We start from the raw sequence: 23913 nt of genomic DNA, 5'->3' as shown, positions 1-23913 counted from the left end.
ATCGCCATCACCGTGCCGCTCGCCGGCGGGAAGGCCCTGGAAGTGACAAGATTCGGCGTGGTCCTCATCTCCGAGGACAGCACGGGAGCCGAGTGGGTGGCCAGGTGCCGCCGCGCGGAGGCGCTCGGCTACGACGTGATCGCGGTGCCCGACCATCTCAACCTGCTCTCGCCGTTCCCGACCGCCGTGCTGGCCGCGGAGGCGACCGAGCGCGCGGTGATCGGCACGTACGTGCTCAACGCCAGCTTCCACCGGCCCGCGCTGCTGGCCAGGGACGTCCGGACCACCGCCGCGCTCATCGGTGAGCGGCTGGAGCTGGGCCTCGGCACGGGCTACGTCGAGGCCGAGTTCGCCGCCGCCGGGCTGCCCTTCGACGCGGCCACCCGGGTCGGCCGGCTGGCGGAGCTGGTGGGCGAGCTGGACACGCTGCTCGGGCACAAGGGCCCGCCGCTGATGATCGGCGGCCACGGCGACCGGGTGCTGCGGCTGGCCGCCCGCCGGGCCGAGATCGTCAGCTTCACCGGCGCCCCCTACCGGCCCGAGTACGGCAGGACCGCCCTGGTCACCGCCGCCGACCTGCTGCGGCGGGTGGAGTTCGTCCGCGCCGAGGCCGGGACCAGGCAGGCCGGAGGCCCGGAGCTCAACGTGCTGTCCAAGGCCACCGTGCTGACCCGGAACCGGCGCGCGGGCGTGGCGGGCCTGCGGCGCTACGCCCCCGACCTGACCACCGAGGAGCTCCTGGAGGTGCCGACGCTGTTCGTCGGCACGCCCGGGCAGATCGCCGAGCAGGTCCGCCGGGACGAGGAGCGCTTCGGGTTCTCCTACGTCACGGTGATGGACTCCGCCATGGAGGACTTCGGGAAGGTCATCGAACTCCTCCGCTGACCGGCTGCCCGGCCGGCGAGTGCGCCAGGCCGTGCAGGCAGGCGTTCAGCGTGCGGGCCTGCACATTCAGGTAATAGCTGTGGCGCAGCAGCTCGTCGAGCTGGTGCAGGGCGAGCCAGCGGAAGTCCGGATGGCGGGGCACCGGGTCGTCGTCCACCTCGACCACCAGATAGCGGTTGCGCGCGTGGTAGAAGCGCCCGCCCTCCTCCGACAACACCGTGTCGAAGCGCACCCGCTCCGGCGGCGCCTCCAGCACCTCGGCCAGCAGCGCGGGGCGGGCCCCGGGCGGCAGGTGGTCGTAGTTGCCCGGGGTGCACTGCACGGTCGGCGCCAGCTCCACCACGTCCGTGTAGCCGGGCTCGACGCGGGCGTGCGCCAGCGCGTGCACCACGCCGTCGATGCGCCGGATCAGGAAGCCGACCACGCCCGTGCCGACGGGCTCGATCATCGGCTGGGCCCACGCGCCCACCTCGCGGCCGCCGGCCTCCACGCGTACGCCGATCACGTCGAAGAACCGGCCGCTCTCGTGCGAGATCCGGCCGCCGGCCCGCCGCCATCGGCTGAGCCGGTTGAGCGGCACCGGGCTGGCCTGGACGTCGGTGGTGGACCGGATGGCGCTGAGCCAGCTCAGGATCTCGGCCGTGCCGTGCGCGGACCCCCACCGGGGGTCCCGGGAGCGCGCCACCGCGGCCCCGAACTCCTCCTCGCCCTCGTCGGCGCCCTCCTGCACCGGCAGGCACGCCAGCACGGTCCTGGCGTCCATGTTCACCAGATCGGGCACGGACAGCAGCTCGCGCACCCGCCGCAGCGACAGCCAGCGGAAGCCCTCCGGGGCCTCGACCTCCTCGGTCACCTCCACGACCATGTTCCGGTTGCGCTTGCGGTAGAACCACGCGCCCTGCTCCGACTGCCGCACGTCGGCCAGCACCCGCCCCCGCGGCTCGCGGAAGAAGTCCAGGTACGGCACCGCCCGCCCCTGGTGCACGCGGGTGTAGTTGCTCCGGGTGGCCTGCACGGTGGGCGACAGCTGCGGCCCGCCGGGGTTGCCCGGCTCGTTCTTGGCCTGCATCAGCAGGTACGGCACGCCCTCCACCCGCCGCAGCAGGATGCCGAGGATGCCCGCCTCGGGCTGGTTGATGATCGGCTGGCTCCACGCGGGCACCGCCCAGTCCGGGCGGCGCACGTCGAGCCCCTCGACGGTGAAGAACCTGCCGCTCGCGTGGTGGATGTTGCCCGTGGCCGGGTCCTCGCGCCAGCCGTCCAGTTCCTCCAGCGGCAGCCGGGTCACCCGCATGTACGTGTGCCCGGCGACCTCCCGGAGCCAGTCGTGAACGTCGATGGCAGACTCCTTACCGCGGTCCGATGCCGCCGAAGCTGCCATGGGCCGCCGGAGCCCTCAACCCCTGCTCGGAAGGCCCCGACCCCTGTTTCCTTGATAGGGGTACTGCTGGTGGGCCGGGCCTCCTTAGCCTTCTAGTGTGGACGCCATGACCGATCATCGGGAAGTACGGGCGAGTGACCACGACCGCGAGAGGGTGGCCGAGATGCTGCGCGTCGCGGTCACCGAGGGGCGCATCACGCTGGAGGAGCTCGACGAGCGGGTGACCGGTGCCTACACGGCCCGCACGCTGGGCGAGCTCGACGACGTGATCGCCGACCTGCCGCGCTCCGGCGTGCTGGTCCCGGCCGGTTCCGCCGCCTCGCTCGTCCCGTTAACCGGTGCGGCCGACCTGGAGCTGCACACCGGCAGCGGCCGGGTCGAGCAGGTGGGCCGCTGGCAGGTCCCGCAGCGCGTCAGCGCCAAGGCCGGCCGGTGGGGCAAGGTGCGCATCGATTTCACCCGGGCGGACTGCCCGCACCGCGAGGTCCTGCTCGACGTCGAGATCACCTCCTGGTTCGGTGACATCACCGTGCTGGTCCCCCGTGGCTGGCGGGTCCGCGACGAGGACGTCGTACGCCGGTGGATGGGCAGCGTCCACAACCACCCGCCCGAGCCGCTCGCGCCCGAGGGCGTCACCGTGCGCCTCACCGGTTACGTGCAGACCGGTGACGTCTGGGTGAGATACCGCCGGGCAGCAACCTGAGGAGGATCGCATGGCGTGCCGGATCTGTTCGGGCCGTCTCCATCCGTTCGCCGACTTCGGGAGACAGCCTCTCTCCGACGCCTTCGTCATCCCGGGCGACCCGGGCGAGGAGTTCTTCTTCCACCTGGCCGTGGGCCTCTGCGTGGCCTGCTCGACGGTGCAGCTGCTGGAGGAGGTGCCTCGCGAGCGCATGTTCCACGAGGGCTACCCGTACCTGTCGTCCGGCTCGTCGGTGATGCGCGAGCACTTCCAGAGCCTGGCCAAGCGGCTGCTGACCACCGAGCTGACCGGGCCCGACCCCTTCGTGGTGGAGCTGGGCTGCAACGACGGCACCATGCTGTCGGTCGTCGCCGACGCGGGCGTGCGGCACCTGGGCGTCGAGCCGTCCGGCGGGGTCGCCGACCTGGCGGCCGCCAAGGGCGTACGGGTGCGCAAGGACTTCTTCGAGGCCGGCACCGCGGCGGGCATCCTGGCCGCCGACGGGCCCGCCGACGTCGTCTACGCGGCCAACACCCTGTGCCACATCCCCTACCTCGACTCGATCATGGAGGGCGTGGACACGCTGCTGCGGCCCGGCGGCGTGTTCGTCTTCGAGGACCCCTACCTGGGCGACATCGTGGAGCGGGCCTCGTTCGACCAGATCTACGACGAGCACTTCTACTTCTTCAGCGCCACCTCCGTGAGCGGCCTGGCCCGGCGGCACGGCTTCGAGCTCGTGGACGTGGAGCGGCTGCCCGTGCACGGCGGCGAGGTCCGCTACACGCTGGCCCGGCGGGGCGCCAGGACGCCGGCCCCGGCCGTGGCCGAGCTGCTGGCGGCCGAGGAGGCCGCGGCGCTCGCCGAACCGGCCACGCTGCACCGCTTCGCCGCCCGCGTGGCCGACACCCGCGAGCGGCTGGTGACCCTCCTCACCGGCCTGCGCGAGCAGGGCGCCCGCGTGTACGGCTACGGCGCCACGGCCAAGAGCGCGACCGTGCTCAACTACTGCGGCATCGGCCCCGAGCTGGTCTCGTTCGTCTGCGACACGACCCCGGCCAAGCAGGGCAGGCTCACGCCCGGCTCGCACATCCCCGTGCGCGGCCCCGAGGCGTTCGCCGACCCCTACCCCGACTACGCGCTGCTCCTCGCCTGGAACCACGCCGAGGAGATCATGGCCAAGGAGACGGAGTTCGCCCGCGCGGGCGGCACCTGGATCCGCTACGTGCCCGAAGTCCATCTCGTGCGGGCCTGAGGGCGACGGAGTCAGCAACGATGGAGCATCGCGAGCTGGCGGTGGCCGGCGCGTACGCGTTCTTCCCCGAGGTCTTCCCCGACGCCCGCGGCGACTTCGCCTCCCCCTACCAGGAGCGCGCGTTCGTCGCGGCGGTCGGGCGGCCGCTGTTCCCCGTGGCGCAGGCCAGCCGGAGCGTGTCCCGGCGCGGGGCGGTGCGGGGCGTGCACTACACGCTGGTGCCGCCCGGCACCGCCAAATACGTCTACTGCGCCGGCGGACGGGCGCTGGACATGGTGGTCGACCTGCGGGCGGGCTCGCCGACGTTCGCGCGGTGGGAGGCGATCGAGCTGGCCGCCGGCGACGGGACCGCCGTGTACCTGCCGCCGGGGGTCGGCCACGCGTTCGCCGCGCTGGAGGACGACACGGTGGTCTGCTACCTGCTGTCCGAGGAGTACCGCAAGGAGCACGAGCTGGCGGTGTCGGTCTTCGACGAGGAGATCGGGCTGCGCCTGCCGCCCGGGTTGCCGGTGCTGCTGTCGGAGCGCGACCGGCAGGCGCCCACGCTGGCCGAGGTGGCCGCTCTCGGGCAGTTGCCCCGATACGACGGGTGAGGTCCCGCGGGACCTCACCCCGGGTTCTACAGCACCTCGCGCAGGGCGGCGATGACCTTCTCCTGGAGCTCGACGGGGAACGACGGGTACATCGGCAGCGAGAAGATCTCCTGCGCCAGCGCCTCGGTCACCGGCAGGCTGCCGGGGGAGTGGCCCAGGTGGGCGAAGCCCGACATGGTGTGCACCGGCCAGGGATAACTGATGTTGAGGTGGATGTCGTAGGCGCGCAGGGCCTCGATGATCGCGTCCCGGCGCGGGTGCCGCACCACGTAGAGGTAGTAGGCGTGCTCGTTGCCGTCCGCCGTGGCCGGGAGGACGAGGTCGGTGCCGGCCAGGCCCTCGGCGTAGCGGGCGGCCACCGCGCGGCGGCCGGCGACGTAGCGGTCGAGGCGGGTCAGCTTGCGGCGCAGGATCTCCGCCTGCACCTCGTCCAGGCGCGCGTTGTGCCCGGGCGTCTCCACGACGTAGTACGTCCGCTCCATCCCGTAGTAACGCAGCCGCCGCAGCGCGGCGTCCACCCCGTCGTCCGGCGTGATGACCGCGCCGCCGTCGCCGTACGCGCCCAGCACCTTGGTCGGGTAGAAGGAGAAGGCCGCGGCGTGGCCCATCGAGCCGGCCGCCCGGCCGTGGTGGCGGGCGCCGTGGGCCTGCGCGCAGTCCTCGAGGATCACCAGGTCGTGCGCCGCGGCCAGCCGCTCCAGCGGGGCCATGTCCACGCACTGGCCGTAGAGGTGGACCGGCAGCAGGCAGCGCGTGCGCGGCGTGATCGCGGCCTCCACCTGCGACACGTCCATCAGGTACGTGACGGGGTCGACGTCGGTGAAGACCGGCGTCGCGCCCACGGCGTCGACGGCGACCACGGTCGGCGCGGCCGTGTTGGAGACGGTGATCACCTCGTCGCCGGGCCCGACGCCCAGCGCCTGCAGGGCGAGTTTGATGGCGTTGGTGCCGTTGTCCACTCCCGTGCAGTGGCGCACGCCGTGGTAGGCGGCGAACTCCTCCTCGAAGGCGCGCACGCTCTGGCCGAGGATGAGCCGGCCGGAGCGGAACACGGTCTCGACGGCGTCCATGATGTCGGCGCGCTCGGTTTCGTATTCCGGCAGATAGTCCCAGACGCGGGTGGGCATAGTCGTCCTCCTAGAGACTCCCGGCCCCGAGTAAACGCCTTCTCCGGCGACCGGCGGAACCCCTAGAAAAGAGGCCCTGTTTGAGGGGAGGGGTAGGGGGTGACGCTCGATCGCCGCCATACCTACCGTGGGCAGTGGCACTTCATCATGCGGTTGAACGAAAGACTGTCATATGACGGGGCATTATCTTTTCATGTGTCATCCGGATCACGGTCATGTAATTCCTACGCTCGCCGTGGTCGCAGAATTGACGCGACGGGGAAACCGCGTCACCTATCTCACCGCCGAGAGCACGGCCCCCCTGGTGGCGGAGGCGGGCGCCACGCCCGTCACCTACGACTCGCCGTACGAGCGGGTGGACACGCGCGAGCTGGAGGACGACCCCCTGCGCCTGCTCTCCGTCCTGCTGGACGACAGCGAGGCGATGCTCGGCGCGGCCGGGCGCCTGCCCGGCGGGCTCGACGCGATCGTGTACGACTTCTCGATCCTGCACGCCGGCCGCATCCTGGCCAGGAAGGCGGGCCTGCCGGCGACCCAGCTCATCCCGATCTTCGCCTCCAACGCCCACTACTCCCTGCTCGCCTCCACCTACGAGGGCGAGGACGGCGGCGGGCTCGACCGGGCGCTGCCCGGCTGGGTGGACGGCATGCTGGCCAGGATCGGCACGCTGGCCCGGGCCCACGGGGTCCACGACGACCCCGCCGAGCTGTGGTGGGAGATCCAGGACGCCAACCTGGTGACCATCCCGCGCTCCTTCCAGTTCGCCGGCGAGACCTTCGACGACCGCTTCACCTTCGTCGGCCCCTGCCTGGGGGAACGGCGGTTCCTGAGCGAGTGGGAGCCGCCGGGCGACGGCCTGCCGGTCGCGCTGCTGTCCTTCGGCACCGTGGCCACCACCCGGCCCGAGCTGCTGCGCACCTGCGTCCAGGCCCTCGCCGAGCTGCCCTGGCGCACGGTGGTCACGCTGGCCGGCGGCATGGACGCCGCCGACCTCGGCCCGCTGCCGCCCACCGTCGAGGCGCGCCGGTGGGTGTCGCACATGAGCGTGCTCCGCCACGCCTCCGTGGCGGTCACCCACGGCGGGATCGGCACCGCCATGGAAGCCCTGTCCTGGGGCTGCCCGCTGGTCGTCGTCCCCACCACGGCCCTGGACCGGCCGCCCGCGCGGCGCATCGGGGAGCTGGGCCTCGGCCGCACCCTGGACCCCGCCGGGCTGACCCCGGGCCTGCTGGCCGAGCAGGTGCTCGCCGTCGCCGGTGACGAGCGCGTACGCCGGGCCACCGCCGCGATGCGCGCGGAGATCAGGGCCGCGGGCGGCGCCGTGCGAGCCGCCGACGAGCTCGAACGCCGGCTGGTCAAGGCGGCGGTGTGATGGAGACGGCGAAGCCGGGGCCCGCCTTCGAGTTCCGCGTGCTGGGCCCGCTCACGGTGGTCAAGGACGGCGTCGAGCTGCCCATGAGCGCCAACAGGGAGCTGGTCATCCTGGCCAGCCTGCTGCTGAACGCCAACCGGGTGATGAGCGTGGAGCGGCTGATCGAGGCCGTGTGGGCGGGTTCGGCACCGCCCAGCGCGTGGCGGCAGGTGGCGATCTGCGTCTCGCGGCTGCGCCGTACGCTGGGGGCCGGGCTGATCGAGACCTCCAGCCCCGGCTACCTGCTCAGGGCCGCGCCCGGCAGCATCGACTGGCTCAGGTTCACCTCCATGGTCGCGCGCTCGCGCACGCTGGCCGCCGCGGGTTCGGCGGAGGCGGCCGTGCTGCTGCTGCGCGAGGCGCTCGCGCTCTGGCAGGGGCGGCCGTTCGAGGACATCCGGGGGTTGCGCTACGACGTGGCGCGGATGGAGGAGTCCCGGCTGGAGGCGCTGGAGACCTGCCTGGAGCTGGAGATCGAGCTCGGCCGCCACCACCAGGTGATCCCCGAGCTGCTGGCCCTCGTGGCGGAGTCGCCGTTCCGCGAGCGGGTGCGCGCCCAGCTCATGCTGGCCCAGTACCGCGCCGGCCGGCGGGCCGAGGCGCTGCGCACGTACCAGGAGACCCGCCGCTACCTGCTGGAGCAGATCGGCCTGGAGCCGGGGCCCGCGCTGCGGCGGCTGCACGAGCAGATCCTCAGGGACGAGTCCGCCCTGATGCGGCCGATGGGCGAGTCCGCCTCGGCGCACCGGGCGGCGGGCGTCGTGCCCTGCCAGCTCCCGCCGCAGGTCCTGCCGTTCGTGGGGCGGGCCGAGGAGCTGGCCGCGCTGGACGCCGCCCTGCTCCAGGACGGCTCGGGGCCCGCCACCGTGGTCATCAGCGGCCCGGTCGGGGTCGGCAAGTCCACGCTGGCGCTGCGGTGGGCGCACGGCCAGATCGACGCCTTCCCCGACGGGCAGCTCTACGCGGACATGACGGACGCCGACCCCGGCGCCGTCCTCGACCGCTTCCTGCGCGCGCTCGGCGTGCCCGCCTCCGACCTGCCCGGCGACCCCGCCGAGAAGCTCGCCCTCTACCGGAGCTGCACGGCCCGGGGGAGGGTGCTGGTGGTGCTGGACAACGCCAGGGACAGCGACCAGGTACGGCCCCTGCTGCCCGGCGGCGCCCACTGCCGGGTCGTCGTCACCGCCGAGGACCCCCTGGACGACCTGGTGGCGCGGCAGGGGGCGCACCGCGCGTTCCTGGCGCCGCTGCCGGAAGAGGCGGCCAGGGAGCTGGCGGGCCTGCTGGTGGGCGCGTCGCCGGCCCGGGCCCAGGCGGTCCGCGACCTCGTCGCCACCTCCTGCGGCAACCCCCTCTCCCTGCGCCTGGCCGCGGCCCGATTACGCTCCCGCCGAGCCAGCCCCGCCGGACAGCCCGCAGCCTGACACCCCTGCCCGCACCCCCTCAGGGGCGGGACAGGACGGCGTGGAGGGCGTCCGCCAGCGTGGCCGCCGAAGGGGTGTCCTCGTGGGTGCGCCAGGCGACGTGGCCGTCGGGGCGGATGAGGACCGCGCCCCGGGGGCCGAGACCGTACTCCTTGGCCCAGGTCGGCGAGGTGAGGGGGGCGGTGGTGTCCGCCTCGGCGATCTCCAGGGCGGTGAGGGGGACCTGCGCTTCCCCGGCCGCCCGCAGCCAGCCGCTGCCCGCCGGGGTCATCAGCGTGAAGTGCGGGCCGAGCAGGTCGAGCGTGGAGACCTGCCCGTCGCGGCCGGTCAGCCAGACGTGCGGGGCACGATGGCCGGGCCGGGCCACCGGGACGTAGGTGCGGTAGGGGTCCTCCGGCGCCGGGGGCGGGGTGCCGTCCGGGAGCACGGCGGCGGAGGTGTAGTGGAAGCCCAGCACGAGCCCTTCGGAGCTGCGCCGGTCCGCCTGCCGCCGGATCGCCTCGGCCATCGACAGCCGCCCCTCCATCATCCGGAAGGTGATCAGGGCGTTGGTCAGGCTCTCGTCCACCGTGCGGCCCGCGATCGGCCGGCGCTCGGCCTCGTACGTGTCCAGCAGCCCCTCTCCGGCCCGCCCGCGCAGCACGGCGGCCAGCTTCCAGGCCAGGTTGTGGGCATCCTGGATGCCGCAGTTCATCCCGAAACCGCCCTGCGGCGTCGCCACGTGGGCGGCGTCCCCGGCCAGGAAGACCGGGCCCGAGCGGAAGGCGGTGGCGACCATGACCTGCTGCAGCCACGGCATGACGCCCAGGAGGGTGACCGGCAGGTCGGGCACGCCGACGGCGTCGCGGACCGCGCGCAGGCACACCTCCTCGGTGAAGTCCGCGGGGCTGCCGCCCTCCGCCGGCTCGTAGCCCGTCTGCACCATCCAGCGCCGCTCGTGGTCCACGGCCTCGACGGCGCAGGGCGGGTCGCGCAGGAACGCCAGGGCGGCCCGCCGGTCGGCGGGCAGGAAGCCGAGGTCGGCCTCGAACATGATGCTGATCATGTGGCCGATCGGGGGCGGGCCCTCGGTGCCGATGCCGAGGGACTCGCGCACCTGGCTGCGGCTGCCGTCGGCGGCCACGAGGTAGCGGCAGCGCACCAGGGTCTCGCCGTCCGCGGCCGACACGACGGCCTCGACGCCGTCCGCGGCGGGGGTCACGCGGGTCACGGTGGCGCCGAACCTGACGTCGGCCACGGCCCCGGCGTGCCGGCGCAGGATCACCTCGAGCACGTCCTGCGCGCACAGGAAGGTGTAGGTGGGGCTCTGGGGGGCGTCCCGGCTCAGCTCCGCGGCCGCCCTGACGAAGTCGTCGGCCGTCAGCGAGCTGCCGACGCCGACCGCGAGGTACTCCTCGCGCGGCATGCCCGCGCGCTCCACCTCGTCCTGGATGCCCCAGGCGCGAAAGAGCTCCATTGTCCTGGTGGTGACGAGCCGGGCCTTCGGGAAAATGGACGTTCCGGAGTGGCGTTCCACCAGCAGCGTCGATATTCCGTGGCGGGAGAGCTCAAGCGCGGCGCAAAGCCCCACCGGTCCGCCGCCGATCACTAAAACTTCGACATCGAGCTCCTTCATGCCGTCCAGAGTCATATATCGCCATTGTTCGGGTCAATGCACAGATAACCGAGTGATACAGGCGTGATACAGCGGCTTAGTAGCTTAAGCGGTGAAGATCCAGATAAGTCAATCGGCGATTGTCGAATTCCTGGAGACCATGATGCTGTTTGCTCAGGGCGCCGTGGCGCTGGTGACCGGCGGGTCGCGCGGGATCGGCCGGGCCGTCGCGCTCGACCTGGCCCGGGAGGGCGCCCACGTCATCGTGAACTACGCGCGGTCCGAGCAGGACGCCAAAGAGGTCGTCGCGCTGATCGAGGAGGAGGGCGGCAGCGCGACGGCCGTGCAGGCGGACGTCACCGACGAGGAGGCCGTACGCGGGATGTTCCGCGGTGTGCGGAGCGACCACGGGCGCCTCGACGTGCTGGTGACCAGCGCCGGCATCACGTTCGACCGCTACCTCATCGCCATGAGCGTGGAGCAGTTCCGCGCCCCGGTCGAGACCAACCTCATCGGCACCTTCCTGGCCTGCCGGGAGGGGCTCAAGCTGATGCAGCACCAGCGCAGCGGGGCGATCGTGACGCTCTCCTCCTCCAGCGGGCTCGACGGGGGCTTCCCCGGCCAGACCAACTACGTGGCCTCCAAGGGCGCGATCATCGCCTTCACCCACGCGCTGTCCAACGAGGCGGCCCCGCACGGGGTGCGGGCCAACGTGGTGTGCCCCGGGTTCGTGGCCACCGACATGACGCGCAAGGTCCCGGCTGACCTCAAGAGGCAGTACGAGTCCCGCATCCGCCTCGGCCGGATGGGCCGGCCCGAGGAGATCGCGTCCATCGTGAGCTTCCTGGCCTCGGACAAGGCCTCGTACATGTCCGGCTCCGTGGTGGTCGCTCACGGCGGCGGCCTCGGCTGAGCACCCCTCCCGCCCACATGTCACAAGGAGAAGCATGACCATCGACGAACTCCGCGCCAGGGCAGCCGAGCGGCAGCAGACCTGTGCCCAGATCAAGAAGATGATCGTGTCCCGGCTCGACCTGGAGATCGAGCCGGGCTGGATCACCGACGACCAGCCGCTGTTCGGCCGCGGCCTCGAACTCGACAGCCTCGACGTGCTCGAACTCTACGTGGCCATCGAGGCCGAGTTCGGCGTCGCGCTCTACGACAGCGAGATGGCGGTGTTCGGCTCGGTGTCGCGGCTCGCGGACGAGGTCAACCCGGCCCTGCGGGCGTCGGCATGACGGTCGCCGACCAGGCGGCCCCGGCCGCCACGGCGCCGCCGATCACTGGGCTCACGCACGACCAGATCCGCCAGGTGCTCCCGCACCGGTGGCCGATGCTGCTGCTCGACCGGGTCGGCTCGGTGGTGCCGGGCGTCAAGGGCACCGCCACCAAGAACGTCGCCGGGACCGAGCTGTGGTTCCAGGGGCACTTCCCCAACGAGGCGGTGCTGCCCGGAGTCGTGGTCGTCGAGGCCATGGCCCAGCTCGCCGGGGTGATCCACGCCCTGGCGGGAGCCAGCGAGATCAGCTATCTGGCGGGGATCAGGTCGATGCGGTTCCGCCGCCCGATCGTCCCCGGCGACCAGGTCACCCTCACGGCCGAGCGCACCTCCGGCGGCGGCGGGCTCGCCGAGTTCCGGGTCTCGGCGCGGGTCGAGGGACAGGTCGCCGCAGAAGGAAACCTCACGATCGCCGATCCGGCGTCTCAACGTTCCGTGCGAAAGGTGTGAACATGGCAAGCGTCCTCGCGTCCACGCATCCGGAGGACACGGCGTACGGCCACGTGGGCGACGCCACCGTGCCGCTGCGCTTCTCCTCGTTGTCGGACGAGTACGGCGTGCTGAGGGAGCGCGCCGCCGTCCTGGACCTCAGCGGGCACCGGCTCATCGAGATCACCGGCTCCGGCGCCGTCGACTTCGCGCAGCGGCTGCTGGCCCGCGACGTGGAGTACCTGACCTCCGACCGCTGCATGATGAGCCTCGTCCTGGACGAGTCCGGGCAGATCGTGGACCAGGTCCTCGCCTTCGGCCGGGACGACGGGATCCTGCTGGAGAGCTCCTGCGGCGCGGGCACCCGGCTGCTGGAGCACCTGCTGGCGCGCAAGGAGGAGGACGTCGAGATCACCGACCGCTCGGGCGATCTGACCATCCTGGGCCTGGAGGGCCCCTACGCCTGGGGGGTGGTGGGCCGGTTGATCGACGGCGAGCTGGCCTCGCTGCCGTTCGAGTCGGTGGTCGACACCACCTGGGACGGCGTGGACATCATCTTCGCCCGGACCGGGCTCACCGGCGAGTACGGCTACCAGATGATCGTCCCCATCGAGTCCGCCGCCGGCCTGTGGAGCCAGTCGCTGAAGCACGCGCAGCCGGCCGGGCTGGAGGCGCTGGAGCTGGCCATGCTGGAGGTACGCCAGCCGATCCCCCGCCACGAGGCCACCCCCGGCGCGTCGGTGATCGAGATCGGCGCCAACTGGCTGGTGGACATCACCAAGGACGAGTTCGTCGGCAGGGACGCCGTGGTCGAGGCGTTCGAGTCCGGCGGCGGGCGGCGCACGGTCGGCTTCACCGGCTGCACCGGCGTGCCCGTCCCCGGCACCCGCGTGCAGGCGGGCGGCCAGGACATCGGCGAGGTCGTGTACGCGGTGCACAGCGTCGGACTCGGCGCCACTCTCGGCCTGGCCAGGGTGGACGGCGAGTTGGCGGCGGCCGGGCTGGACCTGGCCGTCGGCGGCCTGCCCGTGACCACGCTGACCAGCCCCTACATCGTGCCCAAGAGCTGGAGCATCCCGATCATCTGATCGGGCGGCGCGGAGAAGGAGACAAGCATGGCGCTGCGGCCCGTCGTGGTCACCGGCCTGGGCATCATCTGCGCGGCCGGCCGCGACCCCGCCGAGTTCTGGAGGCGGCTCACCACCGGCCAGGGCGGACTCACCCCGATCGAGGACGAGGCCTTCGCCGTGTTCACGGCGAGGCACGCGGGCCAGGTGCCCGACGAGTGGATCGACGAGCAGCTTCCCGGCCCCGACACCGGCTCCGACACCGGCCCCGACACCGGCCCCGACACCGGCCACGACCGTACGGCCAGGCTCGCGCTCGTCGCCGCCCGCCAGGCGATCGAGCAGGCGGGGCTGACGGACGGCGGGCCCGACCCGGAGCGGTTCGGGATCATCCTCGGCAAGTGCCAGGCGACCCCCGACGCGGCGGGCCGCTACCAGCCCATGCACCGCACAGGCGACGTGGTGGCGGAGCGGCTGGGCCTGCGCGGCCCGCGCATCCTGGTCTCCACCGCGTGCGCCGCCGGCGGCAACGCCGTCGGCCTGGCCAAGGACAAGATTCTCACCGGCGAGGCGGACGCGGTCCTGGCGGGCGGCGTGGACCCGCTGCTGTTCGGCACGTACGCGGGCTTCGCGGGCCTGCAGGCGCTGAGCACCGGCCCCTGCCGCCCCTACAGCCACTCCGACGGGCTCAACCTCGGCGAGGGCGCGGCCTTCCTGCTGCTGGAGCCGCTGGACCTGGCCCTGGCCCGGGGCGCCACCCCGCTGGCCGAGGTGGCGGGCTACGGGCTCTCCGCCGACGCCTACCACGCCACCGCCCCCGACCCCACCGGCCGCGGCGGGGCCGGCGCGATGCGGCGGGCCCTCGCCGACGCCGGCCTCACCCCCGGCGACGTGCACTACGTCAGCGGCCACGGCACCGGCACCCCGGCCAACGACGCCATGGAGGCCAAGGTCATGCGCGTGGTCTTCGGCGACCGCGCCGGCCAGGTGCCCACCAGCAGCATCAAGTCCTTCGTCGGCCACACGCTGGGCGCGGCCGGCGCCGTGGAGGCGGTGGCCAGCGTGCTGGCCCTGCGGCACGGCACGGCCCCGCCCACGATCGGCTTCGACGACGACACCGTGACCGACACCGGCCTGGACTTCGTGCCGAACCGGGCCAGGACCCTGCCCATCGACACCGTGGTCTCCAACAACTACGCCTTCGGCGGCAACAACGTCTCGCTCGTGCTGACCCGGCCCCGAGGGCCGCGCGAGCACGAGGAGCTGCCCCGGCGCGACGCCGTGATCACCGGGCTGGGCCCGGTGACCGGCGTCGGCGCCGGGATCGCCGAGGTGACGGCGGCCGTCGCCGAGGGTCGCCAGGAGCCCGGCCGGCCGCCGTCCCTGGACGGGCGGACGTACGCGCCGCGCTCGCTGTGGCGGCACATGAACCACCTGTCCCGGATGGCCATCGCGGCCTCCCGGCTGGCCTGGGAGGACGCCGGGCTGAAGCTGCCCAGGAAGGCGCTGGACGACGTCGGGCTGGTGTTCGCCACCGGCGCCGGGTCGGCCGAGAGCACCAGCGGGTTCGACGAGAGCATCGCGCTCAACCCGAACAAACCGGCCGTGCTCAGCTTCTCCAACGTCGTGCTCAACGCCACCGGCGGCGCGGTCTGCCAGACGCTGGGCCTGCGCGGCCCGACCACCACGATCTGCAACGGCGGGGCGTCGGCCTCGATCGCCCTCGACTGCGCTCTGGAGATGATCAGAGCGGGCAAGGCCGAGGTGGTCATGGTGGTGGCGGCGGACGAAACCGCCGCCCAGCAGTTCGCCGCCGAGGCTTTCGTGCCGTACGGCGCGGGGTCGGCCGGGCCCGTCCCGGGATCGGCGGCCGTGGCCTTCGTGGTCGAGTCGGCCGAGCACTGCGCGGAGCGGGGCGGCCGGCCGTACGCGCGGGTGGCCGGGACGACGCACGCGAGCGGTGCGGGAGCCGAACCGGTCAGGCGCAGCCTCGCCCTGATCGGGGCGGGCGCGCCGGAGCTCGTGATCGGCGCGGGCACCGGGCTGCCGGAGGACGGCGAGGAGGCCGCCGCCGTGCTCGGGGCCGCCCCCGGGACGCTCCTCACCAGCTCCGCCGCGCTGACCGGCGACTGCCAGGCGGCGACCGGGGCCATGAACATCGCCCTGGGCGCGCTGGCCGTACGGGAGCGGATCGCCCCCGCGCTGACCGGCCTCGCCACCCCGCTCGCCGGCGACCTCGCCTCCTACGTGACCAAGCCGGACCTGTCCGGCCCCGTCGGCCGGGCGCTGGTGCTGACCGCCGCGCCCGGATCCGTGCGCGGGGCCGTGCTGCTGGAGGCGGTATGAGCGGGACCCCGTTCGACGTCGCCGAGACCGACCGCCTGCTGACCACCACCCGGTCCGTACGCCGCCGCCTCGACCTGGAGCGGCCCGTCCCCCGCGAGGTCGTCCAGGAGGCGCTGGAGGTCGCCGTCCAGGCGCCGACCGCCAACAACCACCAGAACTGGCGCTGGCTGGTGATCACCGACCCCGCCGTCAAGGCGCAGCTGGCCGAGATGATCCGCTCCTCGTGGCAGTTCCACCTCAACGACATCTGGACCAGGGCGGGACGGCGGCGCAACGACGCGCAGGCCCGCCGCAACCACGCCTCGGCGCAGGCGCTCACCGAGACGATCGCGGCGGTCCCCGTCCTGGTGATCCCGTGCGTCCTCGGGCGCCCGCCGGACATCGCGGCCATCAACGACGCCTGGCGCGAGCGGATGTCCGACAAGGTGTCGGAGGACCCCGGTCACCTGGTCCGGCACGGCGAGACGCGGGCCAGCATCTTCTACGGCTCGATCTTCCCGGCCGTCTGGTCCTTCCAGCTCGCCCTGCGCAGCCGGGGCCTCGGCAGCACCATCACCTGCCTGCACGTGCCCCACGAACGCGAGGTGGGGCGGCTGCTCGGCATCCCCTCCGGGGTCACGCAGGTGTGCATGATCCCGGTCGCGTACACGGTGGGCACCGACTTCCGTCCCGCCGACCGCTACAGCGCCAAAGAACGCACCTACTGGGAGAGGTGGGGGACGTGACCCAACGACCGGAACAGCCCGACGTCGTCATCGTCGGCGGCGGCATCTCGGGCGCGTCGGCGGCCTGCAGGCTCGCCGCCGGCGGGCTCTCGGTGGTGCTGCTGGAGAAACAGGACGCCTACCGGGATCTGGTCCGCGGCGAGTGGCTGGCGCCCTGGGGGATCAGGGAGGCCCAGCGGCTGGGCGTCTACGACTGCTTCTCCGCCGGCGGCGGCTGGGAGATCCGCGAATGGATGACCTGGGACGAGGCCGTCTCCGAGGACGAGGTCGAGGCCGTCGACATGACCCGGTTCATCCCCGGCATCGGCGGCCCGTTCTCCTTCCCGCACCACAGCGTGTGCGAGCTGATGTCCGAGCAGGCCGTGGCGAGCGGGGCCCGGCTGGTGATGGACGCCGCCAAGATCGAGGTCACCCCCGGCCGCGAGCCGGTCGTGACGTACCGGACCCCGGAGGGCGGGCACGAACTGCGGCCCCGCATCGTGCTCGGCGCGACCGGCCGCGGCAACACGATCGGCCGCCAGATCGGCGTCACCATGCGCAACTCCATGCACCACTGGGGCGGCGGCATGATGGTCGAGGGCATGGACTCCTGGCCGCCCGACGTGCAGGCCATGGGCACCGAGGGCGACGTGATGTTCATGGTCTTCCCCCAGGGGTACGGCCGCGCCCGCCTCTACCTGAACTTCCCCACCGTGAACAAGCACCGCTATCGCGGACCGGGCGGCGTCGAGCGTTTCCTGGCCGCGTTCGAGCTCGAATGCCTGCCCGACCGGGGCAAGGCGGTCACCGAGGCCGTTCCCTGCGGGCCGCTGTCGGTGTGGCCGTCGGTGTCCAGCGTCCCGGAGGGGCCGCCGCTGACCGAGGGCGTGGTGCTGATCGGTGACGAGGCGGGCAACGCCGACACCGTGCTCGGCACCGGCCTGTCCTGCGCGATGCGCGACTCCAGGACCGTCTGCGACATCCTCCTGTCCTCCGGCGACTGGTCGCCCGCGGCGTTCACCCCGTACGTGGCGGAGCGGGAGTTCCGCCTGGAGCGGCTGGCCTTCGGCGCCTCGATCATCAGCAGGCTGCACGTGGAGTTCGGCCCCGCGGCCGTCGAGCGCCGGCGCCGGGTGCGCAGGCTGATGGCGAAGAACTTCGCCGCCCAGGTGACCGGGCTGCTCAACATGGTCGCCCCCGAGGACGTACCGGAGTTCGGCTTCAGCGAGTTCTTCGCGGAGCGCCTGTTCAGGGAGACGGCATGATGGAGAAGAAGACCGTACGCGTCAACGACGTCGACCTGGCCTACGTCGACGAGGGCGAGGGCGATCCCGTCATCCTGCTCCACGGCTTCCCCGACTCCTCCTACCTGTGGCGGAACCAGATTCCCGCCCTGGTCGAGGGCGGTTTCCGCGTCATCGCGCCCGACCTGCGCGGCTTCGGCGACTCCAGCAAGCCGCAGGAGGCCGAGGCGTACGGCATGCAGACCATCGTCAACGACATCGTGGCCCTCAGCATCAAGCTCGGCGTCAGGCGGCCGCATCTCGTGGGCCACGACTGGGGGGCGGCCATCGCCTGGATGTACGCCTTCCTGATGCCGCGCCGGATCGACCACCTGGCCGTGCTGTCGGTCGGCCACCCCGGCGTGTTCGCCACGCCCTCGCTGGAGCAGCGGGCGGCCTCGTGGTACATGCTCTTCTACCAGTTCCCCGGGGTGAGCGAGGAGCTGCTGCGGCGCAACGGCTGGCGGCTGTTCAAAGAGATCATGGGGCGCGACGGCGACCACGACCGCTACCTGCGCGACCTGGCCCGGCCCGGCGCGCTGACCGCCGGGCTCAACTGGTACCGCGCCAACCGCTCGCCCGCCGCCGAGCTGCGCCCGGCGCGGCCCTTCCCGCCCGTGCTCGCGCCGACGCTCGGCATCTGGGGCGCGGGGGACAAGGCGCTGCTGGAGGAGGGCATGGCCGGCTCCGGCAAGTTCGTCAAGGGGCCCTGGCGGTACGAGCGGATCGAGGACGCCGGTCACTGGCTCCCCCTCGACGCCCCCGACCAGGTCAACAAGCTGCTGCTCGGCTTCCTCGGCACCGAGCGGCCCGCGCACGAGGAACGGCGACCGCGGCGCCGGTTGTAGCCGGCCGCCGCGAAGGGAGTGGACGTTGATGCTCGGCTTTCTCTTTCCAGGACAGGGGACCGTCCGCGTCGGGATGGGCGCGTGGCTGCGCCGCCGGGCCGTGGCACGGGAGCGGCTGGACCTGGTCGACGTGCTGCTGGCGCGGCCGATCTCGCCGCTGTGCGCGCGTGGGCCGATGGAGCGGCTGGTCGCCACCGAGCACGCCCAGGTGGCGGTGACGGCCTGCAACCTGGCGGCACTGGCCGTACTGGAGGAGGAGGGCTACGAGGCCGCCGTGGTGGCGGGGCACAGCGTGGGAGAGCTGAGCGCCCTGCACGCCGCCGGTGTGCTGGACCTGGCGCAGACGGTCCGGCTGGTCGAGACCCGCTCGCGGCTGATGGCCGAGGTCGGCGTCACCGGCGGGATGCGGGCCGTGATGGGCCTGCCCGTCGCGCGGGTGGAGGAGCTGGCCGAGGCCGCCTCCGCGCCCGGCGAGCCGGTCGTGGTGGGGCTGGAGAACGCGCCGGGGCACGTGGTGGTCTCGGGGGCGCTGCCCGCGCTCGACCGGCTGACGGAGCTGGCCACCGACGCCAGCAAGATCGTGCCGCTCCGGGTCGGCAACGCCTTCCACTCGCCGCTGATGGCCGCGGCCGTGCCGGGCTGGGCGGAGGCGGTGCGGGCCGCGCCGATGCGGGAGCCGCGCGTACCCGTCGTGCCCAACGTCACGGGCGAGCCCACCACCGACCTCGGCCTCCTGCGCGAGGCCCTGATCGCCCAGCTCACCGGGCGGGTGCTGTGGACCCGTACGGTTGCCGCGATCGAGGTGAGCGTGCCCGGCGTGGAGGTGGGGGACAGCAAGGTCCTCACCGGCCTGTCCCGCCGCGCCGAGGCCCGCTGCCTGAGCATGGCCGACCCCGCGACCCTGCGCCGCCTGGCCAGGGGGGTGGCGGCGTGAACCGCGTGGACCGGGTCGCCGCCGCGGCGGCCGGCGGGGACACCGCTCCGGTGCGACGCTGGGGCAGCGCCGTGGTCGGCTATGCCGGGCTCGGCCGGCCGCAGGACCTCGTCGGCGGGCTGCCGCTGGAGGCGGTCTTCACGCCCGCCGAGCGGGTCAGGTCCGCGCGCGGGCGCACCCTCCAGCACTGGGCGGGGCGGCTGGCGGGCAAGCACGCGGTGCTGCGCCTGCTCGCCGTGCGGCCCACCGCCGCACGTCTCGGCCAGGTGGAGGTGCTGCCCCGGCCCACCCCGGCCTGCCGGGCGGACGCGGCCTGCCTCGACGGCCACCCGCCCGCCGTACGGCTGACGGGCGAGCTGGCGGGTCTGGCGGGCGCCGGCGAGCACATCAGGATCTCGCTCAGCCACACCGCCGGACGCGCCCTCGCCGTGGCGCTCCGCTCCGCCCGGCTGCCGGAGGACCCGGCTCAGATCCCGGAGGCGGCAGTCCCGGCCGCAGTCCCGGCCGCAGTCCCGGCTGCAGTCCCGCCGGAAGTTCCGGCGCGGGAGACGGGGAGGGTGACGTGACGATGGACGCCAGGAAGCTAGCGGAGGCGCACCTGCGGGCGTGGTGCGACGGCGACCCCGAAGCGGTCGCCGAAGCGGTCGCCTCCTACGCCGATCCGGACTCCGGCGGCGTGCTGGCCGGCCCCGCGCTGGCCGAGCACGCGGCCGCGGTGCTGGCCCGGTTCCGGAGCCTTCGCTTCGAGGTGGACCGCGTGACCGGCGACGCGGACGCGGCCGTCGTCTCCTGGACGCTCACGGCCGACCACCGCGACTCCTACCTGGGCATCCCCGCCACCGGCGGCGCGGTCACCGTGCGCGGCACCGACCTGGTGACCGCCCACGAGGACGGCGCTCGCGTGCGGCGGGACTTCGACCGGCTGGCGCTGGCCGAGTCCCTGGGCTACGCGGCCAGGTTCGTGCCCGGGACCGACGGGACGCGCGAGTTCGGGGTGAGCGCCAGGGCCGCCACCGGCCGTACCGAACGGCCCGGCGCGCTCGTACTGACCTGGCTGGAGGTGCGCGACGACGCCGAGGCCGCCGACGTGGACCTGCTCAGCGTGGAGATCGTCAAGTCACTGCGGGCCGCCCGCGGCTTCCTCGGCGTGAGCACCTTCGACATCGGCAACCGCAAGTTCACCCTCAGCGCCTTCGACCGCCCCGAGTCGGTACGCGCCGTCCACGCCCGCCCGCACCAGCGGGCCATGCGCCGCTTCTTCAAGAGCGGCCTGTGCACCCGCGTGCACACCAGTGTCTGGCGGCCCGTCCACGCGCGTGACTACGCCCGCTGCCCCGGCTGCTCGGCGGTCGTCGCGGCGGGCACGGGCGCGACCTGCGACTGCGGCTGGACCCCCGACGACGCCTCGACCCTGTGACCTTCCGCCCTCCCGCCCCCACCGAGCGATCTGGAGACTCGATGTTGGAATTCACCGCCGAGCACGTGCCCGGCGACGGCAGGCCGGCCGTGGTGTTCATGTCCGCGCTGTTCGCCGGTGGCTGGATCTGGGACCACCCCTTCCACCGGCTGGCCGCGGGCGGGTGGCCGGTGCTGCGCACGAACGAGGCGATCTGCGCGCTGGACCGCCAGGTGGCCGGGTCGATCGAACGGCTCGGCGACGCGCTGCTGCGGGCCTGCGACGACGCCGGGGTGGGGGAGGCCGTCGTGTGCGCCAACTCGCTCGGCGGGCTGGTGGCCATCGATCTGGCGGGCCGCCACCCCGACCGGGTGCGCGGCATCGTCGTGAGCGGCGCCCCCGGCCTCACCCCCGACCCCGACGTCGGCCTGAGCTTCGACCGGCGGGGGAGCGTGCGCCCGTTCGGCGACGAGTTCGGCGAGCGGATGGTGGCGGCCCTGTTCCACAGCGGGCGCAGCCACTTCGCCCCCGAGCGCATGGCCGAGGCCGGTGCCCTGCTGCAGCGCCCGGAGTCCATGGTGAGCATGGCCCGCAGCATCAAGGCCACCCGCCGGTATCAGGTCAGGCCGGCGCTGGACCGGGTGCGCTGCCCCTCCCTGTACGTCTGGGGCCGGCACGACCGCATGACCCCGGTCGCGCCCTGGCTGGACGTGCTGGCCGCGTACCCCGCGAACGAGGTGCTGGTCGTCGAGGACAGCGGCCACATCCCGATGGTCGAGTGCGCCGAGCGGTACACCGGAGCCCTGGAGTCCTTCGTCTCCCGCTTCGCCGGGGCCCTCGCGTGAGCGCCGCCGCCGCCCTCACGCGCGTGGACGCGCCGGCGGTCCTCATGGGCGTGGACATCGTGGAGTCCGACCGGCTCGCCAGGGCGGCGGCCCGAGGCGGCGAGGTGTTCACCCGCCACGTCTCCACCCCGGCCGAGCGGGCCCTGGGACCGGGCATGGCGGCCTTCTCCGTCAAGGAGAGCCTGATCAAGGCGGTCGGCGTCCGGCCGCCCGGCTTCACCTGGCACGACTTCGAGGCCGTGGTGGCACCGCCCCCCGGCTGGGCCGCCCGGCTGCTGGAGGAGGCGGCCGCCGAACTGGCCGTCTCCACGGGCGTGCCGCTGACCGGGGGCGCGTCCTACGCCGTCCGCGGCGCCAGCGCCCGCGCCGCCCTCGAACGCCTCGGCCCGGCCGACGGCGTCCCGGTGGGGGTCGCCCGGTGGGGGCGGGGCGACGGGTTGTTCGTGTCGCTGGCGGTCGTCTACGTCGAGGAAGAGGGGGTCCCGTCATGAGGAGATCGGTCCGGCCGGGCGAGTCGATCCAGCGGGTGCTGGACGAGTCCGGCCCCGGAGCACGGATCGAGCTGGCCGAGGGCGTCCATGCGGAGAGCGTGTGGATCAGGCACTCCGGCGTGACCCTGGCCGGCGCGGGCCCCGGCCGGACGGTCCTCGTCCCGGGCGACGGCGCGCCCCCCGACGTGCCCCGTCTGCACGACGCCGCGGCGGACGTGGTCAGCGGCGTCACCGTGTACGGCCAGGACGTCGCCGGCGTGCGCGTCGAGGCGCTGACCGTGCGCGGCTTCTCCGGCGCGGGCGTGTACGCGCACTCGGTCACCGGCGTCACCGTCCACCAGGTGGAGGCGGAGGACAACGCCGTCTGGGGCGTCTACCTGCGCGAATCCACCACCTGCCGGGTGACCGGCTGCCGCGCCTCGGGCAGCCAGTACGCCGGCGCCGCCCTGAGCTTCTGCCCCCTGTCCGACCACGAGATCGCCGGCAACGAGACCCGCGCCAACGCGTTCGGCCTCTTCGTCGACAACTCCTCCGGCGCCCGGGTGCTGAACAACACCTGCCACGGCAACGCGATCGGCATACTCATGATCAATCAGGTCTACGAGGGCGAGCCGCCCGGCGGGGTCACCGACTGCCTGGTGGCGGGCAACGAGCTGCACGGCAACGGGCTGGCCGCGGGCGCCGGTCCCGACGGGCTGGGCGCGGCGGGGCCGCCGATCTCGGGCGTCGGCCTCGCGCTGATCGGCACCCACCGGGTCAGCGTCGTGGGCAACCACATCCACGACAACCACCCCAGCGGTGAGTCGGTCATGGGCGCCGCCTTCGTCCTGGGCTCCTCGCGCGACTGGGGCGGCGACGACGTCCTGGACACCCACGTGCTGTGGAACCGGGTGCACGGCAACACCCCGCTGGACTACCAGCTCGGGGCGGACCTGGCCCGCCAGACCTTCGCCGCGAACACCGCCGACAAGGGCGACCCGCCCGACGCGCCGGGGTGGCGGCGATGACGGACACCCTCTCCTGCCACGGCCTGAGCAAGCGGTACGGCGACCTCACCGCGGTCGAGGACGTCGGCTTCGCCATCGCCCCCGGCGAGGCGTACGGGCTGCTCGGCCCCAACGGCGCGGGCAAGACCACCACGATCTCCATGCTCGTGGGCCTGCTGCGCCCCGACGCCGGCGGAGTGCGGGTGGGCGGCGTGGACCTGGCCGCCGAACCGATGCGCGCCAAGGCCAAGATCGGCTATGTCCCCCAGGAGATCGCCCTCTACCCCGAGCTCACCGGCCGCGAGAACCTGCGCTTCTTCGGCCGCCTGTTCGGCCTGCCGCGCCGCGAGCTGGCCGGGCGGATCGACGAGGTGCTCGACCTGGTCGGGCTCGCCGGCCGGGCCGACAGCAGGCTCGCCACGTACTCCGGCGGCATGAAGCGGCGCATCAACATCGGCGCCGCGCTCCTGCACCGGCCGGAGGTGCTGATCCTGGACGAGCCGACCGTGGGCGTGGACCCGCAGAGCCGCAAGGCCATCCTCGACGGCGTCGAGCAGCTGGTCGAGGACGGCATGTCGCTGCTGTACACCTCCCACTACATGGAGGAGGTGGAGCGCGTGTGCGACCGCGTGGCGATCATCGACCACGGCCGCATCATCGCCGAGGGCACCCGCCAGGAGCTGATCTCCCTGGTCGGCAGCGCCGACAAGGTGGAGCTGTCGCTGGACGGCGACGTGGAGACCGCCCTGGCCAAGCTCCGCACGGTCGAGGGCGTCATCGAGGCGGCCGGCACCGGCGCCACGTCCATCCGGCTGATCACCGAGGGCGGCAGGTACCTGCTCCCCTCGCTCATCACCGCCGTGGACGGCTGCGCCACCGTGACGGCCACCCAGGTGATCGAACCGGACCTGGAGGCCACGTTCCTCCACCTCACCGGCAGCACCCTCAGGGACTGA

At 73.4% G+C, this 23913-nt stretch carries 24 protein-coding genes; 21 read left to right on the top strand and 3 right to left on the bottom strand.

All coding sequences use genetic code 11. The features are described from left to right. Window positions 1-42: 42 nt before the first annotated feature. On the top strand, window positions 43-885 hold the full coding sequence (locus ACTWPW_RS39655; RefSeq protein ID WP_443171697.1) for a TIGR03621 family F420-dependent LLM class oxidoreductase: 843 nt from the start codon (window positions 43-45) through the stop codon (window positions 883-885). Here the strand turns inward: ACTWPW_RS39655 and ACTWPW_RS39650 are convergent. Beyond that, window positions 866-2266, bottom strand: a complete 1401-nt coding sequence (locus tag ACTWPW_RS39650; protein ID WP_443171696.1) for an NDP-hexose 2,3-dehydratase family protein — start codon at window positions 2264-2266, stop codon at window positions 866-868. The two genes, ACTWPW_RS39655 and ACTWPW_RS39650, sit on opposite strands and share 20 nt — an antisense overlap. 106 nt (window positions 2267-2372) lie before the next feature. On the opposite strand from ACTWPW_RS39650, the gene ACTWPW_RS39645 reads away from it, so the two are divergent. Genes ACTWPW_RS39645 through ACTWPW_RS39635 form a run of 3 tightly spaced genes read left to right on the top strand, consistent with a single transcriptional unit; the run spans window position 2373 to window position 4793 of the window. Next, a complete protein-coding gene (locus ACTWPW_RS39645) occupies window positions 2373-2969 on the top strand; it encodes a DUF1707 SHOCT-like domain-containing protein (RefSeq protein WP_375118916.1) in 597 nt (198 codons plus the stop codon). Window positions 2970-2979: 10 nt separating this feature from the next. Continuing rightward, a complete protein-coding gene (locus tag ACTWPW_RS39640; RefSeq protein WP_443171695.1) occupies window positions 2980-4200 on the top strand; it encodes a methyltransferase domain-containing protein in 1221 nt (406 codons plus the stop codon). Window positions 4201-4220: 20 nt separating this feature from the next. Continuing rightward, window positions 4221-4793 (top strand): dTDP-4-dehydrorhamnose 3,5-epimerase family protein, encoded by a 573-nt coding sequence (locus ACTWPW_RS39635; protein ID WP_375118918.1) that lies wholly within the window; start codon window positions 4221-4223, stop codon window positions 4791-4793. 26 nt (window positions 4794-4819) lie between these two features. Here the strand turns inward: ACTWPW_RS39635 and ACTWPW_RS39630 are convergent, their stop codons facing one another. Then, window positions 4820-5920, bottom strand: a complete 1101-nt coding sequence (locus ACTWPW_RS39630) for a DegT/DnrJ/EryC1/StrS family aminotransferase (RefSeq protein ID WP_443171694.1) — start codon at window positions 5918-5920, stop codon at window positions 4820-4822. Window positions 5921-6092: 172 nt separating this feature from the next. Between ACTWPW_RS39630 and ACTWPW_RS39625 the strand changes: the two genes are divergently transcribed. Both ACTWPW_RS39625 and ACTWPW_RS39620 read left to right on the top strand, forming a co-directional pair. After that, on the top strand, window positions 6093-7292 hold the full coding sequence (locus tag ACTWPW_RS39625; RefSeq protein WP_443171693.1) for a macrolide family glycosyltransferase: 1200 nt from the start codon (window positions 6093-6095) through the stop codon (window positions 7290-7292). Beyond that, window positions 7292-8755, top strand: a complete 1464-nt coding sequence (locus ACTWPW_RS39620; RefSeq protein ID WP_375118921.1) for an AfsR/SARP family transcriptional regulator — start codon at window positions 7292-7294, stop codon at window positions 8753-8755. The genes ACTWPW_RS39625 and ACTWPW_RS39620 overlap by 1 nt, the downstream gene beginning before the upstream one ends. A 19-nt stretch (window positions 8756-8774) precedes the next feature. Here the strand turns inward: ACTWPW_RS39620 and ACTWPW_RS39615 are convergent, their stop codons facing one another. After that, window positions 8775-10370: an FAD-dependent oxidoreductase gene (locus ACTWPW_RS39615; protein ID WP_375118922.1), complete on the bottom strand. Its 1596-nt coding sequence runs from the start codon at window positions 10368-10370 to the stop codon at window positions 8775-8777. Between the two features lie 139 nt (window positions 10371-10509). Between ACTWPW_RS39615 and ACTWPW_RS39610 the strand changes: the two genes are divergently transcribed. The 15 genes from ACTWPW_RS39610 to ACTWPW_RS39540 are packed head-to-tail and all read left to right on the top strand — an operon-like array spanning window position 10510 to window position 23913. Next, window positions 10510-11262, top strand: a complete 753-nt coding sequence (locus tag ACTWPW_RS39610) for a 3-oxoacyl-ACP reductase family protein (protein ID WP_364131870.1) — start codon at window positions 10510-10512, stop codon at window positions 11260-11262. Between the two features lie 34 nt (window positions 11263-11296). After that, on the top strand, window positions 11297-11587 hold the full coding sequence (locus tag ACTWPW_RS39605; protein WP_375118923.1) for an acyl carrier protein: 291 nt from the start codon (window positions 11297-11299) through the stop codon (window positions 11585-11587). Next, the gene (fabZ, locus tag ACTWPW_RS39600; RefSeq protein ID WP_375118924.1) at window positions 11584-12078 is read left to right on the top strand and encodes a 3-hydroxyacyl-ACP dehydratase FabZ; all 495 of its coding nucleotides are present in this window, start codon (window positions 11584-11586) and stop codon (window positions 12076-12078) included. The genes ACTWPW_RS39605 and fabZ overlap by 4 nt, the downstream gene beginning before the upstream one ends. A 2-nt stretch (window positions 12079-12080) precedes the next feature. Beyond that, window positions 12081-13145 carry an aminomethyltransferase family protein gene (locus tag ACTWPW_RS39595; protein WP_375118925.1) on the top strand — a complete coding sequence of 355 codons (1065 nt, stop codon included), beginning with the start codon at window positions 12081-12083 and terminating at the stop codon, window positions 13143-13145. Window positions 13146-13172: 27 nt separating this feature from the next. Beyond that, complete coding sequence (locus ACTWPW_RS39590) at window positions 13173-15470, top strand: beta-ketoacyl synthase N-terminal-like domain-containing protein (RefSeq protein WP_443171692.1); 2298 nt, start codon at window positions 13173-13175, stop codon at window positions 15468-15470. After that, window positions 15467-16195, top strand: a complete 729-nt coding sequence (locus tag ACTWPW_RS39585) for a nitroreductase family protein (RefSeq protein ID WP_443171691.1) — start codon at window positions 15467-15469, stop codon at window positions 16193-16195. The genes ACTWPW_RS39590 and ACTWPW_RS39585 overlap by 4 nt, the downstream gene beginning before the upstream one ends. After that, window positions 16192-17439 carry an FAD-dependent oxidoreductase gene (locus tag ACTWPW_RS39580; RefSeq protein ID WP_375118928.1) on the top strand — a complete coding sequence of 416 codons (1248 nt, stop codon included), beginning with the start codon at window positions 16192-16194 and terminating at the stop codon, window positions 17437-17439. The genes ACTWPW_RS39585 and ACTWPW_RS39580 overlap by 4 nt, the downstream gene beginning before the upstream one ends. Continuing rightward, the gene (locus tag ACTWPW_RS39575) at window positions 17436-18305 is read left to right on the top strand and encodes an alpha/beta fold hydrolase (protein ID WP_364131862.1); all 870 of its coding nucleotides are present in this window, start codon (window positions 17436-17438) and stop codon (window positions 18303-18305) included. Before ACTWPW_RS39580 ends, ACTWPW_RS39575 begins: the two co-directional genes overlap by 4 nt. 28 nt (window positions 18306-18333) lie before the next feature. After that, window positions 18334-19239, top strand: a complete 906-nt coding sequence (locus ACTWPW_RS39570) for an ACP S-malonyltransferase (RefSeq protein ID WP_375118929.1) — start codon at window positions 18334-18336, stop codon at window positions 19237-19239. Further along, window positions 19236-19805 (top strand): hypothetical protein, encoded by a 570-nt coding sequence (locus tag ACTWPW_RS39565; RefSeq protein WP_375118930.1) that lies wholly within the window; start codon window positions 19236-19238, stop codon window positions 19803-19805. Before ACTWPW_RS39570 ends, ACTWPW_RS39565 begins: the two co-directional genes overlap by 4 nt. Before the next feature lie 2 nt (window positions 19806-19807). Then, complete coding sequence (locus ACTWPW_RS39560; RefSeq protein WP_375118945.1) at window positions 19808-20656, top strand: ester cyclase; 849 nt, start codon at window positions 19808-19810, stop codon at window positions 20654-20656. Between the two features lie 41 nt (window positions 20657-20697). Then, entirely contained in the window at window positions 20698-21480 is a 783-nt protein-coding gene (locus tag ACTWPW_RS39555; protein WP_375118931.1) for an alpha/beta fold hydrolase, read from the top strand. Next, window positions 21477-21971 carry a hypothetical protein gene (locus tag ACTWPW_RS39550; protein ID WP_443171690.1) on the top strand — a complete coding sequence of 165 codons (495 nt, stop codon included), beginning with the start codon at window positions 21477-21479 and terminating at the stop codon, window positions 21969-21971. The genes ACTWPW_RS39555 and ACTWPW_RS39550 overlap by 4 nt, the downstream gene beginning before the upstream one ends. Continuing rightward, window positions 21968-22978: a right-handed parallel beta-helix repeat-containing protein gene (locus tag ACTWPW_RS39545; protein ID WP_443171689.1), complete on the top strand. Its 1011-nt coding sequence runs from the start codon at window positions 21968-21970 to the stop codon at window positions 22976-22978. The genes ACTWPW_RS39550 and ACTWPW_RS39545 overlap by 4 nt, the downstream gene beginning before the upstream one ends. Further along, window positions 22975-23913, top strand: coding sequence for an ABC transporter ATP-binding protein (locus tag ACTWPW_RS39540; protein WP_443171688.1), 939 nt, complete (start codon window positions 22975-22977; stop codon window positions 23911-23913). The genes ACTWPW_RS39545 and ACTWPW_RS39540 overlap by 4 nt, the downstream gene beginning before the upstream one ends.

It is taken from the genome of Nonomuraea sp. KM90, assembly GCF_052246675.1.
GTDB lineage: Bacteria > Actinomycetota > Actinomycetes > Streptosporangiales > Streptosporangiaceae > Nonomuraea.
This window is presented reverse-complemented; position numbering and strand designations above follow the sequence as displayed.

What these genes read in the sequence shown, in the direction of transcription:
- ACTWPW_RS39650 (WP_443171696.1), bottom strand. Translation starts at nt 2,266, where the DNA reads ATGGCAGCTTCGGCGGCATCGGACCGCGGTAAGGAGTCTGCCATCGAC.
- ACTWPW_RS39645 (WP_375118916.1), top strand. Translation starts at nt 2,373, where the DNA reads ATGACCGATCATCGGGAAGTACGGGCGAGTGACCACGACCGCGAGAGG.
- ACTWPW_RS39640 (WP_443171695.1), top strand. Translation starts at nt 2,980, where the DNA reads ATGGCGTGCCGGATCTGTTCGGGCCGTCTCCATCCGTTCGCCGACTTC.
- ACTWPW_RS39635 (WP_375118918.1), top strand. Translation starts at nt 4,221, where the DNA reads ATGGAGCATCGCGAGCTGGCGGTGGCCGGCGCGTACGCGTTCTTCCCC.
- ACTWPW_RS39630 (WP_443171694.1), bottom strand. Translation starts at nt 5,920, where the DNA reads ATGCCCACCCGCGTCTGGGACTATCTGCCGGAATACGAAACCGAGCGC.
- ACTWPW_RS39625 (WP_443171693.1), top strand. Translation starts at nt 6,093, where the DNA reads ATGACGGGGCATTATCTTTTCATGTGTCATCCGGATCACGGTCATGTA.
- ACTWPW_RS39620 (WP_375118921.1), top strand. Translation starts at nt 7,292, where the DNA reads ATGGAGACGGCGAAGCCGGGGCCCGCCTTCGAGTTCCGCGTGCTGGGC.
- ACTWPW_RS39615 (WP_375118922.1), bottom strand. Translation starts at nt 10,370, where the DNA reads ATGAAGGAGCTCGATGTCGAAGTTTTAGTGATCGGCGGCGGACCGGTG.
- ACTWPW_RS39610 (WP_364131870.1), top strand. Translation starts at nt 10,510, where the DNA reads ATGATGCTGTTTGCTCAGGGCGCCGTGGCGCTGGTGACCGGCGGGTCG.
- ACTWPW_RS39605 (WP_375118923.1), top strand. Translation starts at nt 11,297, where the DNA reads ATGACCATCGACGAACTCCGCGCCAGGGCAGCCGAGCGGCAGCAGACC.
- fabZ (WP_375118924.1), top strand. Translation starts at nt 11,584, where the DNA reads ATGACGGTCGCCGACCAGGCGGCCCCGGCCGCCACGGCGCCGCCGATC.
- ACTWPW_RS39595 (WP_375118925.1), top strand. Translation starts at nt 12,081, where the DNA reads ATGGCAAGCGTCCTCGCGTCCACGCATCCGGAGGACACGGCGTACGGC.
- ACTWPW_RS39590 (WP_443171692.1), top strand. Translation starts at nt 13,173, where the DNA reads ATGGCGCTGCGGCCCGTCGTGGTCACCGGCCTGGGCATCATCTGCGCG.
- ACTWPW_RS39585 (WP_443171691.1), top strand. Translation starts at nt 15,467, where the DNA reads ATGAGCGGGACCCCGTTCGACGTCGCCGAGACCGACCGCCTGCTGACC.
- ACTWPW_RS39575 (WP_364131862.1), top strand. Translation starts at nt 17,436, where the DNA reads ATGATGGAGAAGAAGACCGTACGCGTCAACGACGTCGACCTGGCCTAC.
- ACTWPW_RS39570 (WP_375118929.1), top strand. Translation starts at nt 18,334, where the DNA reads ATGCTCGGCTTTCTCTTTCCAGGACAGGGGACCGTCCGCGTCGGGATG.
- ACTWPW_RS39560 (WP_375118945.1), top strand. Translation starts at nt 19,808, where the DNA reads ATGGACGCCAGGAAGCTAGCGGAGGCGCACCTGCGGGCGTGGTGCGAC.
- ACTWPW_RS39555 (WP_375118931.1), top strand. Translation starts at nt 20,698, where the DNA reads ATGTTGGAATTCACCGCCGAGCACGTGCCCGGCGACGGCAGGCCGGCC.
- ACTWPW_RS39545 (WP_443171689.1), top strand. Translation starts at nt 21,968, where the DNA reads ATGAGGAGATCGGTCCGGCCGGGCGAGTCGATCCAGCGGGTGCTGGAC.
- ACTWPW_RS39540 (WP_443171688.1), top strand. Translation starts at nt 22,975, where the DNA reads ATGACGGACACCCTCTCCTGCCACGGCCTGAGCAAGCGGTACGGCGAC.